Source organism: Roseburia sp. AF42-8 (assembly GCF_003435965.1).
In the GTDB taxonomy this organism is placed as follows: domain Bacteria; phylum Bacillota; class Clostridia; order Lachnospirales; family Lachnospiraceae; genus Roseburia_C; species Roseburia_C amylophila.
The window spans coordinates 107,152-122,886 of sequence record NZ_QTVB01000002.1; the positions used below are offsets into that span (position 1 = coordinate 107,152).

Sequence of the window (15,735 nt, forward strand, 5' to 3'; positions counted from 1 at the left end):
GACCGCATTTTTATCACAAAAACATCGTCTTTTTAACACAACTTTCTCATAGACTTTCTGAGGTAAGATGTTATAAGGAGGAAGAGACGTGATAGAGATTAGTCATTTGACGAAAAAATACGGGACGCATGTAGCGGTAGATGATTTGAATCTTACTATTGAGCCGGGAAGAATTTATGGCTTCTTAGGACCGAATGGCGCAGGCAAATCAACTACAATGAACATGATTACCGGATATCTGGGGGTAACAGAGGGAACCATTAAAATCAATGGATTTGATATTTTGGCACAGCCGGAGGAAGCAAAGAAATGTATTGGCTATTTGCCAGAGCTGCCACCTTTATACATGGATATGACGGTAGAAGAATATCTTTTGTTTGCAGCAGAACTTAAGAAGATTCCAAAGGAGAACCGGAAACCATATGTAGAAGATGCCATGGCAACCACAAAGATTACTGATATGAAAGGCAGACTGATTAAAAATCTGTCCAAAGGATACCGGCAGAGAGTCGGACTGGCACAGGCAATTTTAGGTTATCCGGAAGTTATTATCTTAGATGAGCCTACAGTAGGCTTAGACCCGAAACAGATTATTGAAATCCGTGATTTGATTCAGAGTCTTGGCAAGAAGCATACTGTAATTTTAAGTTCCCATATCCTTTCGGAAGTCCGGGCAGTATGTGATTACATATTTATTATTTCCCATGGAAAATTAGTTGCATCGGAAGAAACAGAAGAACTGGTAGAGCGGATGTCCGGTGGACAGGTAATCGAGCTTAAATTAAAAGCTGAAGAAGAAAAAGTAAAAGAAGTTTTTGCAGATGCAGAACATATTACTGCAGTAGAGACGAAAGAACTGCCGGAGGATGGAGTTACTGAGGTGACTGTAACGGCAGAAAAAAATAAAGATGTCAGAGAAGAGATTTTTCATATTTGCGCAGAAAGTGATATGCCGATTTTGGAAATGATAAATGGTGGTAAATCACTGGAAGATATCTTTCTTGAACTTACTTCAAAGGAGGAAGAATAATGCGTGCAATATGGAAAAGAGAATTAAAATCTTATTTTCAGACGGTGACAGGATGGCTTTTTATTGCAGCAACACTGGCACTGTTTGGCCTTTATTTTTATGTATACAATATGTATTATGGTTCGACAGATATCAGCAGTACTTTATCAGCAGTAACGTTTCTGTTTCTGGTTACTGTGCCGATTCTTACGATGCGTACCCTGGCAGAGGAGCGGAAGAATAAGACAGACCAGCTGATTTTAACTTCGCCGGTATCAGTAGAAAAAGTGGTTCTGGCAAAATATCTCGCCACCGGAACCGTATTTACCATCAGTGTAGCGGTTATGTGTCTGGCACCGTTAATTATGTCAGCATATGGAAACGTTGCTTTTGCAAAGAGCTATGTGGGAGTACTGGGTTTCTGGTTATATGGTATGACTTGTATTGCCATTGGAACCTTTGTATCTTCACTGACAGAAAGTATTGTAATTTCTGCAGTATTAACCTTTGTATTTCTCTTTGTGGGATATCTGATGACCGGAATTACCAATCTGATTTCACAGAATGGAAATATGATTACAAAGATTTTAGGCTGTTATGATTTGACAAAACACATGGATATGCTGATGCAGGGAATTCTTGATGTATCCGGCATTGTATATTATATTTCCATGATTATCCTGTTTTTGTTCCTGACGGTACAGTCCATACAGAAGCGTCGCTGGAGTATGAGCAGTAAGAAATTAAAGCTTGGCGTATTCAGTTCTGCCATGGTTGTGATCGGAATCGTTGTTACAGTTGCAGTAAACCTTGTAGTAAATGCATTGCCATCTTCCATTACGTCTATTGATTTGACAGCACAGAAGATGTATTCCATTTCTGATGATACAAAAGAGATTCTTCATAATCTGGATGAGGATGTCACAATTTATGTTCTGGAAGCGGAAGGAAATATGGATGATACTCTTGCAACGACATTAAAGCGTTATGAAGGCGAATCTTCCCATATTTCGGTAGAATATAAAGACCCCTCCGTTTATCCGAATTTTTACCGGGATTATACGGATGATACATCTATCACCAGAAAGAGTCTGATTGTAGAAAGCAGTAAACGTTCCAAAGTAATTAATTACAGCAATATTTATGAGACCAGTATAGATTACAGTACTTATAGCAGCCAGACTACAGGTTATGATGGAGAGGGACAGCTTACCAGTGCCATTTCCTATGTCACATCGGATGAAATGCCGGTTATATACGAACTGCAGGGACATGGTGAGACAGCATTGAACGGTGATTTTAAAGATGCTGTTGAGAAAGCAAATGTCACTTTAAACAGCCTCAACCTGATGCAGGCAGACAGCATTCCGGAAGATGCACAGGCACTTATTATCAATGGACCGACCTCTGATTTTTCATCCGATGATGCGTCAAAAGTAATTGATTATATCAATAAAGGTGGAAAACTTTTTGTAACGCTATCTTATACAGATGCTGATATGAGTAATTTTTATTCGGTTTTAAATGAGTTTGGCATTACTGCAGTAGATGGAATGGTGATGGAGAGCAATACCGGTTCTTATTATCAGGCACCATATTATCTTTTACCAAATGTAGAAAGCAGTGCACTGACCTCCGGTGTGGATGGCTATGTATTTACACCGTATGCAGTAGGTCTTACCTATAATACCGATACCGAAAATGTAACCTATACACCTTTACTTACCACTTCGGATGCAGCGTACAGTAAGACAGATACTACAAGTTCCTTAGAGCAGACGGAGGATGATATTACAGGACCGTTTACGGTAGGATTAAAGGCGGAAAAAACCATGGATGATACAATCGCAGATATTCTTGTATATTCTTCCATGAGTATGTTTACGGATGATGCAGACAGTATGGTATCCGGAAATAATTTATCCGTATTTTCAAAATCCATTGCAAGCTATATTCCGGAAGACAGCAGTTCAGCAGTTGTGATTCCGGTCAAAGAATATGACAGCAGTACTCTGACCGTACCGGCTTCGGTTGTCATTGCATCAGCTGTAATCGGCATTGCAGTAATTCCGTTATTGCTTCTTGCAATCGGTATCGTAATCTGGATGAGAAGGAGAAAGAAGTAATGAAGAAACAGAAAAAACAGTTGATTGCTTTATGCATCCTGCTTTTTATCTGTATTGTTGCATGGGTTGGCCTGACGAAGTGGAATAAGAGCCAGGAACAGAAAAAACAGGAAGAGGAAGAAGCATCCAAAGTTATGGTGACAGATGTTAACACAGAAGATGTAAATGCATTTTCTTATCAGTATAATAATGAGACACTGTCTTTTGTAAAAGAAGATGACACCTGGTATTATGAGGCAGATAAAAGCATTGCATTAGACCAGGATGCCGTGGAACCATTGGTTATCACCGCAGCACAGCTTACAGCAGACCAGGAAATCAGGGATTATGAGGACTTATCAGAGTATGGGCTTGAAACGCCGTCAAATACCATTACCCTGACGACAGGGGATGGAACAACAACACTTCTGATCGGAAATAAAAATGACATGCTGAGCCAGTATTATGTAAAGACGGATCAGTCTGATAGTATTTATCTGGCAGGAAGTGCAGTATATACCACTTATCAGAAAGGAATCGCGGATCTTACAGTAACGGAGAGTACTGAGGAATCGGCGACTGAACAGCCGGAAGAGACAGAAGAAGCTGATACTCTACAAGACGGGGATACGGAAAGCACAACCGAAATTGCGGAATAAAAGGATTGACAAGTAAAATATCCGTTGGTAAAATATATGAGAAAGTGTGGAAGAGAAATAGTAATCATTGGAAGCCTTCAGAGAGAAAACGGCAGGTGAGAGTTTTTGACGGAAGATGATGAACCAGTCTTGGAGCTGCATATCCAAGCAGAAGTGAAGGTATGTCGGGTTCTCCCGTTACAGAGAGAAGGCATAAGAAGATGTGCCGGAGTGCAGGAGCAGTCCTGAATTTAGGTGGTACCACGGATGAAACATTCGCCCTAAGCTAAATCATAGCTTAGGGCTTTTATATTGCTTTAAGCAGATGAGTTGCAAGAATAGAAAAAGGAGATAAGAAAATGAAACTGGAAAAATTAGTTGGTGACCGGTTTAAAGAGAGACCGGCAGATTGTGTGATTGACAGTCATGCACTTATGGTAAAAGGTGGATACATCAAATATGTGGCAAATGGTATCTATTCTTCATTCCTGCCATTAAAGAGAATTACACGTAAGATTGAGCAGATTCTTCGTGAAGAGATGGACAAGGTAGACGGACAGGAAGTTCAGTTCCCGGTTGTTATGCCTGCATCTATCTGGGAAGAATCCGGAAGATATGAAAGCATCGGAGACGAGCTGCTTCGTTTCACAGACAGAAACGGTGCCAGGATGGTACTTGGTATGACCCATGAAGAAGCAGCCGTACAGCTGGTTCGTGAGTATGCACAGAGCTATACCAAATATCCTTTTATGATTTATCAGATTCAGACCAAATTCCGTGATGAAGCAAGACCTCGTGCCGGATTAATCCGTGTGAGAGAATTTACCATGAAGGATGCATATTCCTTCCATACCAGCCAGGAAGATTTGGAACAGTATTATCAGAGAGTACACAAGGCATATGAGCGTATTTTTGAAAGAGCCGGTATTCCGGAAGTGGTATCCGTTGCATCTGATTCCGGTATGATGGGTGGAAGTCTTTCCCATGAGTTCATGCTTCTTACTCCGATTGGAGAAGATTCCATTGTACTTTGTGATGATTGTGGATACAAAGCAAATATGGAAGCTGCAGAAAATATTTCTGACATTCCAAGAGCCGCAGAATCAGCAGAACTGGAAAAGGTTCATACACCAAATATCCATACCATTGAAGATATCTGTGAATTCTTTGGCGATAAGACAAACAACTCCTGTAAAGCAGTTGTTTATCAGAAAAATTCAGATGACAGCTATGTGGTTGTATTTATCCGTGGCGATCTGGAAATCAATGAGACCAAGCTTGTTAATTATCTTGGTGATCAGATTCATGCTGCTGTTATTACAGAAGAATGCGGATTAAATGCAGGCTATATCGGACCGGTTGGCTTACATATCAATGCACCTCATGTGGTTTTATATGATAAGTCTCTGGAAGGAAGAAATAACTTATCCTGCGGAGCAAATGAAGAGGAATACCACTTCAAAGGACTTGATATGGAGCGTGATGTAAAAGACGCAGAATATCATGATTTTGCTAAGGTATACGAAGGCGGAATCTGCCCGAAATGTGGTAAGAAGACCGTCCGTATTTCTAAAGGTATTGAAGTGGGAAATATCTTCCAGCTTGGAACCAAATATACCAAGTCCATGAAGATGACTTATGTAGATAAAGATGGTGAGAGACAGACTCCAATCATGGGCTGCTATGGAATCGGTGTCGGAAGACTTGCTGCTGCTGTATGTGAAGCCCATCATGATGAGTATGGTCCAATCTGGCCAAAAGAAATTGCTCCATGGCAGGTCCACCTTTGTGCAGTAAGACCGGATAATGAAGAAGTAAAGGCTTTTGCTGATGATTTATATGAGAAAATGCAGAATGCCGGTATTGAAGTTATCTATGATGACCGTACCGTAAGTGCCGGTGTTATGTTTGCCGATGCAGACCTTCTTGGAATTCCACTTCGTGTTATCGTAAGTCCTAGAAATATGAAGCAGGGAATCGTAGAAGTGACATCCCGTGATAAGACCTTAAAGGAACAGGTTCCGGTAGAAAACGTATTTGAAGAGATTCAGAAATACTTATAAGAAGAGATTAAAAATAGCATATTGTGAATGATATGAGAAGAACTCCTGCCGGTTGGAAAACAATCAGCAGAAGTTCTTTTTGTGCGAATAGCGAGAAAAATCGCATGCCTGCATGCAGATTTGGCAAGCACCGCGATAACTCGAGAAACTCGCAAAGCGTGTTTCTCGTAGTTAGTGCGTCTGTTTATTAATATAGCTTGTCTTAAATTTTGAATACATAATCTTCTGGCTGCGGTACAGTCCGTAATAGCCGGAGAGCATATAACTGAATGCAATCGCAAGAAGCAGGAACGGCATTGCAGCAAAGCCGAACATTTCAAAGCTGATCAGCAAAGAAGTAATCGGGCTGTTGGTGACACCACAGAAAATGGCGGCCATACCGATGGCGGCACATAAGGTTGGGGAGAAACCGGTTAACGTTCCAAAGAGACAGCCGAAGCTTGCACCGATAAAGAAAGTAGGAACAATTTCGCCACCTTTGAAGCCGGCACCAAGAGTCAGGGCAGTAAAAATAATTTTTAAAAGAAAAGCTTCCGGTGCCACTGTGCCGTCAAAGCATTTGGAAATAATATTAACGCCGGTTCCGTTGTAATCCTGATTACCTGCCAGAAGGGTGAGGAGAATAATGATGCAGCCGCCTGCCGCAGCACGAAGGTAAGGATTTTTGATAAATTTACGGTAAATGGTTTCACTGTAATGTAAGGAAATACAGAACAGGATACTGACCAATGCACATAAAACGGCAAGAATCGTTACGGTAACTGCAGAAGAAATTCCGAATTCCGGAATGTCTGAAATAGCAAAGGACGGCGGCGCAATCTGAAAGTGTAATGCCAGACCATGTGCTACTAAAGCAGAGATAACGCATGGCACTAATGCAGAATAGTGCATGATGCCGACACTGACTACTTCCAGCGGAAAAATAGCGGCAGCCATCGGTGTTCCGAATAAGGCGGAAAAAGCAGCACTCATGCCGCACATAATCATAATATGTTTATCTTTTTCATCAAAACGGAAAAGTCTTCCGAGAGAATTTCCGATGCTTCCGCCAAGCTGAAGTGCTGCACCTTCCCGGCCGGCAGAACCACCAAAGAGGTGTGTGATTAAGGTGGAGATAAAAATAAGCGGAGCCATACGCAGTGGAATTTCATCCCCAGAGTGGATGGCGGAAAGCACCAGGTTGGTTCCAGTATCCTTTTCATCATGGAGAAGATGATAGAGCAGTACAATCACGATTCCACCCAGCGGAAGAAAGAAGATGAGCCATGGATAAGCAGTTCTTGTATCGGTGACCCATGTCATGCCAAAGTAAAAGGCAATTCCAACCATACCGATGAGAAGACCGGACAGAATAGAAAAAATAATCCATTTTATGGCGGTACGCAGACGGCGCAGATTGTGTTTGATTTTATGTATCACAAGTTCTTTGGTAACTGGTTCGTTCATGATGTAGTAACTCCTTTTTTATATAAAGTAAATATTATAAGCAGAAATTGTTTGTATTTTCTGAAAAATATATATTCTATAAGAAATAGTAGCATTCTGGAAATAAATTTACAAGATGAATGAAGAGATAAATGAAGAGAATTTTATTTGCAAAAAATAACCGGGGTGACTATAATAAGTGAAGGCTTTCTATAAAATCTGGAAATTACAGGCAATGGAGGAAGAAAGATGGAATCAGAAATCAGGATACGTCGGCAGATGATAGAGATTGGAAAAAGAATTTATCAGAGCGGAATGGTAGCTGCCAATGATGGTAATCTTTCTGTGCGTATATCAGAGAATGAAATTTTGTGTACGCCAACCGGAATATCCAAAGGATATATGACGGAAGAATGTTTATGTAAGATAAATCTGCAGGGAGAAGTCTTATCCTGTCAGGATGGGTTCCGCCCGTCTTCTGAAATGAAGATGCATTTGAAAGTATATGAAAAACGTCCGGATGTAAGAGCAGTTGTACATGCACATCCGCCATATGCCACAACCTTTGCAATTGGCGGTCAGGCATTAAATCGTGCAATCATATCAGAATCCATTGTAAGTCTTGGCTGTGTGCCGGTAGCAGAATATGGCCTGCCGTCTACGCAGGAAATACCAGATGCCATTGCACCATATCTTGACTATTTTGATGCGTTGCTCTTAGCGCATCATGGGGCACTGACTTATGGAAAGGACCTGACGGAAGCTTATTACCGGATGGAGTCGGTAGAATTATATGCAAGACTTCTTTACCAGAGTAAAATGATGGAAATGGACCGGGAGCTGGATGCAGATACGGTACACAAATTGTGTCTGATGCGGGAAAAGGCAGGAATGAAGAATCCGGAAACAGTCTGTGGCAGTAAGAAATTATTATTTGAAAGCTGCCGTGAGTGTATCCGCAGGAAAAATCTTTTGCCAGATGGATAGAAAAGAAAACGTTTGGCAGAAGGCAGCATTTTATAAGCAAGAAAAAGTTATTACAGAGAATAGCGGGAAACAGAAAAAGGAGATTAGAAGATGACAATAGAAGAAAGAGTAAAATTAGCAGAAGAAAAACATCACAGTGGTTATAACTGTGCGCAGGCAGTATTATGCAGTTACAGTGATAAGCTTGGAATTGACGAGGAAACTTTATTCCGTCTGTCCGAAGGATTCGGCGCAGGAATGGCAGATATGCAGGGAACCTGTGGAGCAGTAACCGGCATGTATATGATTGCAGGAGCACTGGGAAGCTCGGGAGCAATTGAAAAGGGCATGACCAAAGGCAGAACATATCAGACAGTAAAGGGACTGACAGCAGCATTTGATGAAAAAAACGGCTCTCATATCTGTAAAGAATTAAAAGGAATTGAAACCGGAAAGATTTTGCGGAGCTGCGATGGCTGTATTGAAGATGCAGTCCGTATAGCAGAGCACTTGTTTTCATAGAAAAAACACAATTTTATGGTAAAAGTGCACAAAAACAGAATGCTAAAATTATATAAGTGTACAAAATGTTAAAAACCCCATTGCTATTTTTGAGTAATGGGGTTATATTATATACATCCACTGAAAACGTTACCGAGAACGTAACCAACCAGGTTTCAGACGAGTCGGAATACAGATTGGGGAAGAGGTTTTCAGGAAGGACAGCATATTATATTTTAGGAGGATGTACTATGAAAAGAAAATTAGTATCTCTCATGTTAGTTGTATCTATGACAGCAGCTATGGTTGCTGGATGTGGAAGCGACGACAAGAAAACAGCTGACAATAATGCAGCAGGAACAGAGAAGACAGATGACAACAAAGAAGCAGCAAGTGGTTCTGTTTACTACTTGAACTTCAAACCAGAACAGGATCAGCAGTGGCAGGATCTTGCAAAAGCTTACACAGATGAGACTGGTGTTCCAGTTGAAGTTGTTACAGCAGCATCTGGTACATATGAAGAGACTTTAAAGTCTGAGATGGCTAAATCTGATGCACCTACACTTTTCCAGGTAAACGGACCGGTTGGTCTTGCAACATGGAAAGATTACTGTGCAGACTTATCAGGAACAGATGTTTATTCACATGTTAAGAGTGATGACTTTGTACTGAAAGATGGAGATGAAGTAAAAGGTATTGCATATGTACTTGAGACTTATGGTCTTATTTACAACAAAACAGTATTAAACGCATATTGCGGAATGGATGGAGCTAAAGTTACTTCTATCGATGAAATCAACAACTTTGCAAAATTAAAAGAAGTAGCAGATGATATTCAGTCAAGACTTGCAGAAGTAAGTGAAGCAGCTGGTCCTGAATATGACCTTAAGGGTGCATTTACTTCAGCAGGTATGGATTCATCTTCTGACTGGAGATTCAAAACCCATTTAGCAAACCTTCCAATCTACTATGAATACAAAGCAGATGGAATCGGATCTACAGATGCTATCAAAGGAACTTACCTTGATAACTACAAACAGATCTGGGATTTATACACAACAGATTCTACTTGCGAAGGCTCTATGTTAGCAAGCAAGACTGGTGATGATGCAACAGCTGAATTTGGCTTAGGTGAAGCTGTATTCTATCAGAATGGTACATGGGCATACAATGATATTATCAATGCTGGTGTATTAACAGATGATGACCTTGGAATGATGCCTATCTACATCGGAGTTGATGGAGAAGAGAATCAGGGACTTTGTACAGGATCTGAGAACTACTGGTGTATTAATGCTAATGCTTCTGAAGAAAACATCAAAGCAACAGAAGATTTCTTGAACTGGGTTATTACAAGTGACACAGGACGTGACGTTGTTGCTAACCAGATGGGCTTCACAACACCATTTGATACATTTGATGATGGATATCAGGCAAGCAATGCATTCATGGATGCAGCTAACCAGTACATTGCAGATGGTAAGACTTCTGTAGCATGGTGCTTTACAACAATGCCTTCTGAGGCTTGGAAAGATGGCGTAGGTTCTGCATTAACAGCTTATGCTGCTGGAACAGGTTCCTGGGATGATGTTGTAACTGCATTCGTTGATGGCTGGGCTTCTGAGTACGCAGCAGCAAACGAGTAAGACTTATCACATATAATTAGAACGATATGTGAAAAAAGGGCGGGCGGATATCGCCTGCCCTTTATAAAAGGGAAAGGAAAAATATTATGAACAAATCAATTAAAAAATATTTTCCTCTTTTTGCACTTCCAACGTTAGTTGCATTTACAATTGGTTTTATAATTCCTTTTGCTATGGGTATCTATCTTTCTTTTTGTAAATTCACAACTGTTACGGATGCAAAGTTTGTAGGACTATCTAACTATACCAAAATCTTTGGAGATGAGACATTTGTTCACTCATTATGGTATACAGCACTCTTTACAATTGTTTCTGTGCTTGCCATTAACTTTTTTGCATTCGTAATTGCGATGCTTTTAACAAAGGGTATTAGAGGAACAAATGCGTTCCGTACCATTTTCTTCATGCCGAACCTGATTGGTGGTATTGTATTAGGATATATCTGGCAGTTGATTTTCAATGGTATTCTCGCAAATTACAGCAGAACATTGGTATATAATGAAAAATATGGTTTCTGGGGTATGATTATCCTGATGTGCTGGCAGCAGATAGGTTATATGATGATTATCTATATCGCAGGTATCCAGAATATTCCTGGAGATTTGATTGAAGCTGCAGAAATCGACGGGGCAACTTCCTGGCAGGTACTTAAAAATGTAACCTTACCGATGGTAATGCCATCTATTACCGTATGTACATTTTTAACACTGACCAACGGATTTAAATTATTCGACCAGAACTTAGCATTGACAGCAGGTGAACCTGCAAAGAGATCACAGCTTTTAGCATTGAACATCTATGATACTTTCTATGGTAGAAACGGATGGGAAGGCGTTGGTCAGGCAAAAGCAGTTGTATTCTTTATTCTGGTAGCAATAATTGCACTTGGACAGAACTATCTGACCAGACGTAAGGAGGTGCAGCAGTAATGAGTAATGTAAGAAAAGCAAAACATGGCTGGATTTTTACCATTATATTTACTATTTTAAGTGTACTGTGGGTACTTCCAATTGTAATCGTATTTATGAACTCCTTTAAATTAAAGGCATATATTAACCGATTCCCGTTCCAGTTAGGACCGTTTAAAATGACTGACGGATGGGACAGATTTGTTGCCGGAGTACAGAAGGCATTTGTTGGATTAACCAACTATGCAGAAGGTATCCGCAAGATTAACTTCTTTAATGCGTTTGGAACATCATTATTTATCACAGTATGTTCTGTTGCGGTAATTATTCTCTGCACATCTATGTGTGCATGGTATATCATCCGCGTGAATGATAAGTTTTCAAAAGGTTTATATTGCCTTTGCCTGTTTTCCATGATTGTACCTTTCCAGATGGTAATGTTTACATTATCCAAGCTGTCCAATATGTTACATCTTGGAAATCCGGTTGGAATCATTTTAGTATATCTTGGATTTGGAGCAGGACTTGCGGTATTCATGTTTACCGGCTTTGTAAAGAGTATCCCGCTTGAAATCGAAGAAGCAGCAATGATTGATGGATGCAGTCCGATTCAGACATATTTCCAGGTTGTATTTCCGATTTTAAAGCCTACGGCAATTACAGTTGCAATTCTTCAGGTAATGTGGATTTGGAATGACTACCTTCTTCCATATCTGGTACTCGATATCAGAAAATGGAAAACGATTCCGATTGCAATTCAGTATTTGAAAGGTGGATATGGCTCTATCGACTGGGGTGCAATGATGGCTATGCTGGTACTGGCAATTCTTCCAATTATCATTTTCTATGGATCTGTCAGAAATATATTATCGAAGGCGTTGTTGCAGGAGCTGTAAAAGGTTAAGCATTTATATAATAAGTATTTCGCTATAGATATAGTGTAAAGGCAGGACAAAACATGACAATAAAAGATATTGCAAAAGAATCCGGGTATTCAGTAAGTACTGTGTCGAGGGTTCTGAATAACAGGGATGATGTGAGTCCGGAAGCAGAAAAGAAGATTCGGCGGATTGTTGCAGAACACAATTTTGTTCCAAATGGAAATGCGAAGCATTTGAAACAGATTGCCTCTAAAACCATCTGCGTACTGGTAAAAGGTACGTCAAATATGGTTTTTTCAGGGATAGCAGAAGAAATTCAGACGATTGTAAATAAGACCAGTTATACATTGAATATGATATATCTGGATGAAGAAGAAAATGAAGTAGAACAGGCAATTATTCAGTGTCGTGAAAGAAAACCTCTGGGGATTTTATTCCTCGGAGGTAATCCTGCATTTTTCAGGGAAAAGTTTCATGAAGTAAAAGTTCCATCGGTATTAGTGTCTACTGCAGGAAAAGATCTTGGCTTTCCGAACCTGTCCAGTGTAGCAACAGATGATGTGGAAGCGGCGAAATGTGCCATGAATTATCTGGTGAATCAGGGGCATGTTCATATTGGGGTAATTGGAGGAAATTTAAGTTCTTCTTATGTCAGTGAACAGCGTTATATCGGGTGCGAGAAATGCTTTGGTGAAAAGGGAAGAATATTTGATTACGATAAATATTTTGTGAAAGCAAGATTTGACTTTGGAAGTGCATATCGGGCTACGGAAAAACTTTTGGAGAAGGCAAAGGATGTGACTGCTATATTTGCGATGAGTGATGTCATGGCAATTGGAGCAATTCGTGCGATACGAGACAGAGGCCTGTTGGTACCGGATGATATTTCCGTTGTGGGGTTTGACGGAATACCAATGGCGGATTACTATAATCCAAAGCTGACCACTATAAGACAGCGGTACCAGACGATGGCACAACGCAGTCTTGAAATACTATTTCGTACAATTGACTTGAAAACCAAGGCAGTACATGAGATAATACCTTTTGAACTTGCACTGGGGGAAAGTGTTCGTGAGATAGGAAAATAATCTAGTTTGCAGGAGGAATTTAATTATGAGAACAAGTGGGATATTAATGCATATATCTTCACTTCCGTCACCATACGGAATTGGTACAATGGGAAAGGAAGCCAGAAAATTTGTAGACTTTTTGGATAAAGCAGGACAGACTTACTGGCAGATATTACCGATATGCCCAACCAGTTATGGAGATTCTCCGTATCAGTCATTTTCAAGCTTTGCGGGGAATCCATATTTTATTGACTTAGATTATCTTTGTAAGGATAAGTTACTGACAAAAAAGGAATGTTTAAGCTATGAATGGGGAGAAAATCCGGAATTTGTAGAGTATGGAACACTTTATGAAAACCGTTTTCCTTTATTGAAAAAAGCATATCAGCGCTTTAAAAAAGCATTACCGGATGATTTTGCGGACTTTTGTGAGAAAAACAGTGACTGGTTAGAGGACTATGCACTGTTTATGGCATTGAAGGATGCAAATGGCGGGGTTGCATGGTTTGAATGGAAGAAAGATTTAAAACTCCGCAAACCATCAGCAATTGAAAATGCGAAAGAAGAATTTGCAGATGATGTTGAATTCTGGAAAATGCTGCAGTATCTGTTCTTCAAACAGTGGACAGAGCTGAAAGCATATGCTAATGAAAAAGGCATTCAGATTATCGGTGATGTACCTATTTATGTTGCTGGTGACAGCGCAGATGTATGGGCAAATCCGGGACAGTTCTATTTAGATGAGAACCTGGATCCAATTGATGTATCCGGATGTCCTCCAGATGCGTTCTCTGATGATGGACAGTTATGGGGTAACCCGTTATTCCGTTGGGATACAATGAAGAAGGATGGTTATACCTGGTGGACAAAACGTATCAAAGCAATGTCTGAATTGTATGATGTTGTTCGTATTGACCACTTCAGAGGTTTTGATTCATATTACGCAATTCCTGCAAAGGATAAGACAGCAAGAAATGGAGAGTGGAGAGAAGGTCCTGGTATGGACCTGTTCAATGCTCTGGAAAAGAAACTTGGCAGATTAAATATTATTGTAGAAGATCTGGGTTATTTAACACCGTCCGTAAAACAGTTGTTAAAGGATACCGGTTTCCCTGGAATGAAGTTAATCCAGTTTGCTTTTGACAGCAGAGAAGAGAGTGATTACCTTCCACATACATATCAAAAGAATTGTGTTGTTTATACTGGAACTCATGATAATGATACCATTATGGGATGGTTTAAGACGGCTCCAAAGGAAAGCGTTAAATATGCCAAAGAATATTTAAGATTAAACAAAGAAGAAGGATATAACTGGGGCACCATGAAAGCAGTATGGGGCTGTGTTGGTGATATGGCTATTGTTCCGATGCAGGATATTCTTGGAATTGGCAGTGAAGGACGTATGAATACACCATCTACACTTGGCATGAACTGGAAATGGCGTGCAGTAGATGGACAGATTACTTCGGCACTTGCAAAGAAAGTCTGCAAAAATATGGAAATCTACTGTAGAAAGAGAAAAACAAAAGAAGAGCTGGAAGCTTTAGAAACAGCAGAATAAAATGTATCATTTTATAGTAAACAATACCTCGGGAGGCGGCAGGTCCAAACGGGTCTGGGAGGAACTGCAGAATTACCTTCTGGAGCATGAAATAAGGTATAAAGCACATTTTACAGAGTATGAGGGTCATGCGAAGAAGCTTGCAGACCGTGTATGTGATATTGATAGAGAAAAAGTGTATCTTATTGTGGTCGGTGGTGATGGTACGTTAAATGAAGTACTGAACGGGATGCATGATTTTGAAAAAATCCGGTTTGGCTACATACCGACCGGCTCTGGGAATGATTTCGCAAGAGGTATGAAAATCAATGGAACACCTACAGAAAATTTAGAGCGGATACTTCAGGCGGAAGAGACAACGCCGATTGACTTAGGCTGCGTCAGCTGGGTGGAAGAAGGACAGAAGGAACAGAAGATTTTTGCAATTAGTTCCGGTCTTGGACTGGATGCGGATGTATGTAAACAGGCACTGCATTCCGGATTAAAGAAAGCATTAAATAAACTGGGACTTGGTTCATTAACCTACGTCTGTCTTACGATAAAATCCCTGTTTACCATGCCGACAGCAGAGGCGAAGATAGTATTTGACGATGAAGTGGAAGAGCCGATTCCCCGGATGATTTTTATTGCTGGAATGAATCAGTATTGTGAAGGCGGTGGAGTGCCGATGGCTCCGGAGGCCGTGGCTACGGATGGAGAATTTTCGGTCTGCTGTGGCTATGGAGTGGCAAGGTGGCGCACCTTTTTCCTGTTGCCATTTCTGGTAAAGGGAAAACATACAGGATTTAAGTGCTTTGATATCCATAACTGCAGAAAATTCAGCGTGGATTTGGAAAAGCCAATGGTATTGCATGCTGACGGAGAATATTGCGGGGATGTGACACACGCAGAGTTTAGATGTCTTTCAGGAAAACTGAATATTTTGTTATAATGGTGACTTCCTCCTGCATATACATATAACA

Annotated in this window: 12 protein-coding genes, 1 pseudogene and 1 other annotated feature; of the genes and pseudogenes, 12 read left to right on the top strand and 1 reads right to left on the bottom strand. The window is 40.4% G+C overall.

Annotated elements, in window-relative coordinates:
* Positions 1-88: 88 nt before the first annotated feature.
* From DW059_RS01560 to DW059_RS01575, 4 genes are all read left to right on the top strand, one after another.
* Positions 89-1,030, top strand: a complete 942-nt coding sequence (locus DW059_RS01560; RefSeq protein ID WP_117697135.1) for an ABC transporter ATP-binding protein — start codon at positions 89-91, stop codon at positions 1,028-1,030.
* Positions 1,030-3,135 carry a Gldg family protein gene (locus DW059_RS01565; protein WP_117697137.1) on the top strand — a complete coding sequence of 702 codons (2,106 nt, stop codon included), beginning with the start codon at positions 1,030-1,032 and terminating at the stop codon, positions 3,133-3,135. The genes DW059_RS01560 and DW059_RS01565 overlap by 1 nt, the downstream gene beginning before the upstream one ends.
* On the top strand, positions 3,135-3,773 hold the full coding sequence (locus DW059_RS01570) for a DUF4340 domain-containing protein (RefSeq protein ID WP_117697139.1): 639 nt from the start codon (positions 3,135-3,137) through the stop codon (positions 3,771-3,773). The genes DW059_RS01565 and DW059_RS01570 overlap by 1 nt, the downstream gene beginning before the upstream one ends.
* A gap of 38 nt (positions 3,774-3,811) precedes the next feature.
* Positions 3,812-4,039 (top strand) — a binding site (T-box leader).
* Between the two features lie 72 nt (positions 4,040-4,111).
* Positions 4,112-5,815 carry a proline--tRNA ligase gene (locus DW059_RS01575; protein ID WP_117697141.1) on the top strand — a complete coding sequence of 568 codons (1,704 nt, stop codon included), beginning with the start codon at positions 4,112-4,114 and terminating at the stop codon, positions 5,813-5,815.
* Between the two features lie 171 nt (positions 5,816-5,986).
* On the opposite strand, the gene DW059_RS01580 is transcribed toward DW059_RS01575, so the two are convergent.
* Positions 5,987-7,261: a chloride channel protein gene (locus tag DW059_RS01580; RefSeq protein ID WP_117697143.1), complete on the bottom strand. Its 1,275-nt coding sequence runs from the start codon at positions 7,259-7,261 to the stop codon at positions 5,987-5,989.
* 228 nt (positions 7,262-7,489) lie between these two features.
* On the opposite strand from DW059_RS01580, the gene DW059_RS01585 reads away from it, so the two are divergent.
* The 8 genes and pseudogenes from DW059_RS01585 to DW059_RS01620 all read left to right on the top strand — a co-directional run bounded on the left by DW059_RS01585 (position 7,490) and on the right by DW059_RS01620 (position 15,704).
* On the top strand, positions 7,490-8,227 hold the full coding sequence (locus DW059_RS01585; protein ID WP_117697145.1) for a class II aldolase/adducin family protein: 738 nt from the start codon (positions 7,490-7,492) through the stop codon (positions 8,225-8,227).
* 90 nt (positions 8,228-8,317) lie between these two features.
* A complete protein-coding gene (locus tag DW059_RS01590) occupies positions 8,318-8,728 on the top strand; it encodes a C-GCAxxG-C-C family protein (protein WP_117697147.1) in 411 nt (136 codons plus the stop codon).
* Between the two features lie 230 nt (positions 8,729-8,958).
* Positions 8,959-10,353 (top strand): ABC transporter substrate-binding protein, encoded by a 1,395-nt coding sequence (locus DW059_RS01595; protein WP_117697149.1) that lies wholly within the window; start codon positions 8,959-8,961, stop codon positions 10,351-10,353.
* Positions 10,354-10,439: 86 nt separating this feature from the next.
* The gene (locus DW059_RS01600; protein WP_117697151.1) at positions 10,440-11,282 is read left to right on the top strand and encodes a carbohydrate ABC transporter permease; all 843 of its coding nucleotides are present in this window, start codon (positions 10,440-10,442) and stop codon (positions 11,280-11,282) included.
* Positions 11,282-12,165: pseudogene (locus tag DW059_RS01605) on the top strand (carbohydrate ABC transporter permease). Before DW059_RS01600 ends, DW059_RS01605 begins: the two are co-directional and overlap by 1 nt.
* 54 nt (positions 12,166-12,219) lie before the next feature.
* A complete protein-coding gene (locus DW059_RS01610; protein ID WP_117697153.1) occupies positions 12,220-13,230 on the top strand; it encodes a LacI family DNA-binding transcriptional regulator in 1,011 nt (336 codons plus the stop codon).
* Positions 13,231-13,255: 25 nt separating this feature from the next.
* Complete coding sequence (gene malQ, locus DW059_RS01615) at positions 13,256-14,773, top strand: 4-alpha-glucanotransferase (protein WP_117697155.1); 1,518 nt, start codon at positions 13,256-13,258, stop codon at positions 14,771-14,773.
* Position 14,774: 1 nt separating this feature from the next.
* Positions 14,775-15,704: a diacylglycerol/lipid kinase family protein gene (locus DW059_RS01620; RefSeq protein WP_117697157.1), complete on the top strand. Its 930-nt coding sequence runs from the start codon at positions 14,775-14,777 to the stop codon at positions 15,702-15,704.
* Positions 15,705-15,735 lie beyond the last annotated feature (31 nt).

Excerpts from the sequence above, each read along its gene's own strand:
- DW059_RS01565 (WP_117697137.1), top strand. The coding sequence starts at position 1,030 with ATGCGTGCAATATGGAAAAGAGAATTAAAATCTTATTTTCAGACGGTG.
- DW059_RS01570 (WP_117697139.1), top strand. The coding sequence starts at position 3,135 with ATGAAGAAACAGAAAAAACAGTTGATTGCTTTATGCATCCTGCTTTTT.
- DW059_RS01575 (WP_117697141.1), top strand. The coding sequence starts at position 4,112 with ATGAAACTGGAAAAATTAGTTGGTGACCGGTTTAAAGAGAGACCGGCA.
- DW059_RS01580 (WP_117697143.1), bottom strand. The coding sequence starts at position 7,261 with ATGAACGAACCAGTTACCAAAGAACTTGTGATACATAAAATCAAACAC.
- DW059_RS01585 (WP_117697145.1), top strand. The coding sequence starts at position 7,490 with ATGGAATCAGAAATCAGGATACGTCGGCAGATGATAGAGATTGGAAAA.
- DW059_RS01590 (WP_117697147.1), top strand. The coding sequence starts at position 8,318 with ATGACAATAGAAGAAAGAGTAAAATTAGCAGAAGAAAAACATCACAGT.
- DW059_RS01595 (WP_117697149.1), top strand. The coding sequence starts at position 8,959 with ATGAAAAGAAAATTAGTATCTCTCATGTTAGTTGTATCTATGACAGCA.
- DW059_RS01600 (WP_117697151.1), top strand. The coding sequence starts at position 10,440 with ATGAACAAATCAATTAAAAAATATTTTCCTCTTTTTGCACTTCCAACG.
- DW059_RS01610 (WP_117697153.1), top strand. The coding sequence starts at position 12,220 with ATGACAATAAAAGATATTGCAAAAGAATCCGGGTATTCAGTAAGTACT.
- malQ (WP_117697155.1), top strand. The coding sequence starts at position 13,256 with ATGAGAACAAGTGGGATATTAATGCATATATCTTCACTTCCGTCACCA.
- DW059_RS01620 (WP_117697157.1), top strand. The coding sequence starts at position 14,775 with ATGTATCATTTTATAGTAAACAATACCTCGGGAGGCGGCAGGTCCAAA.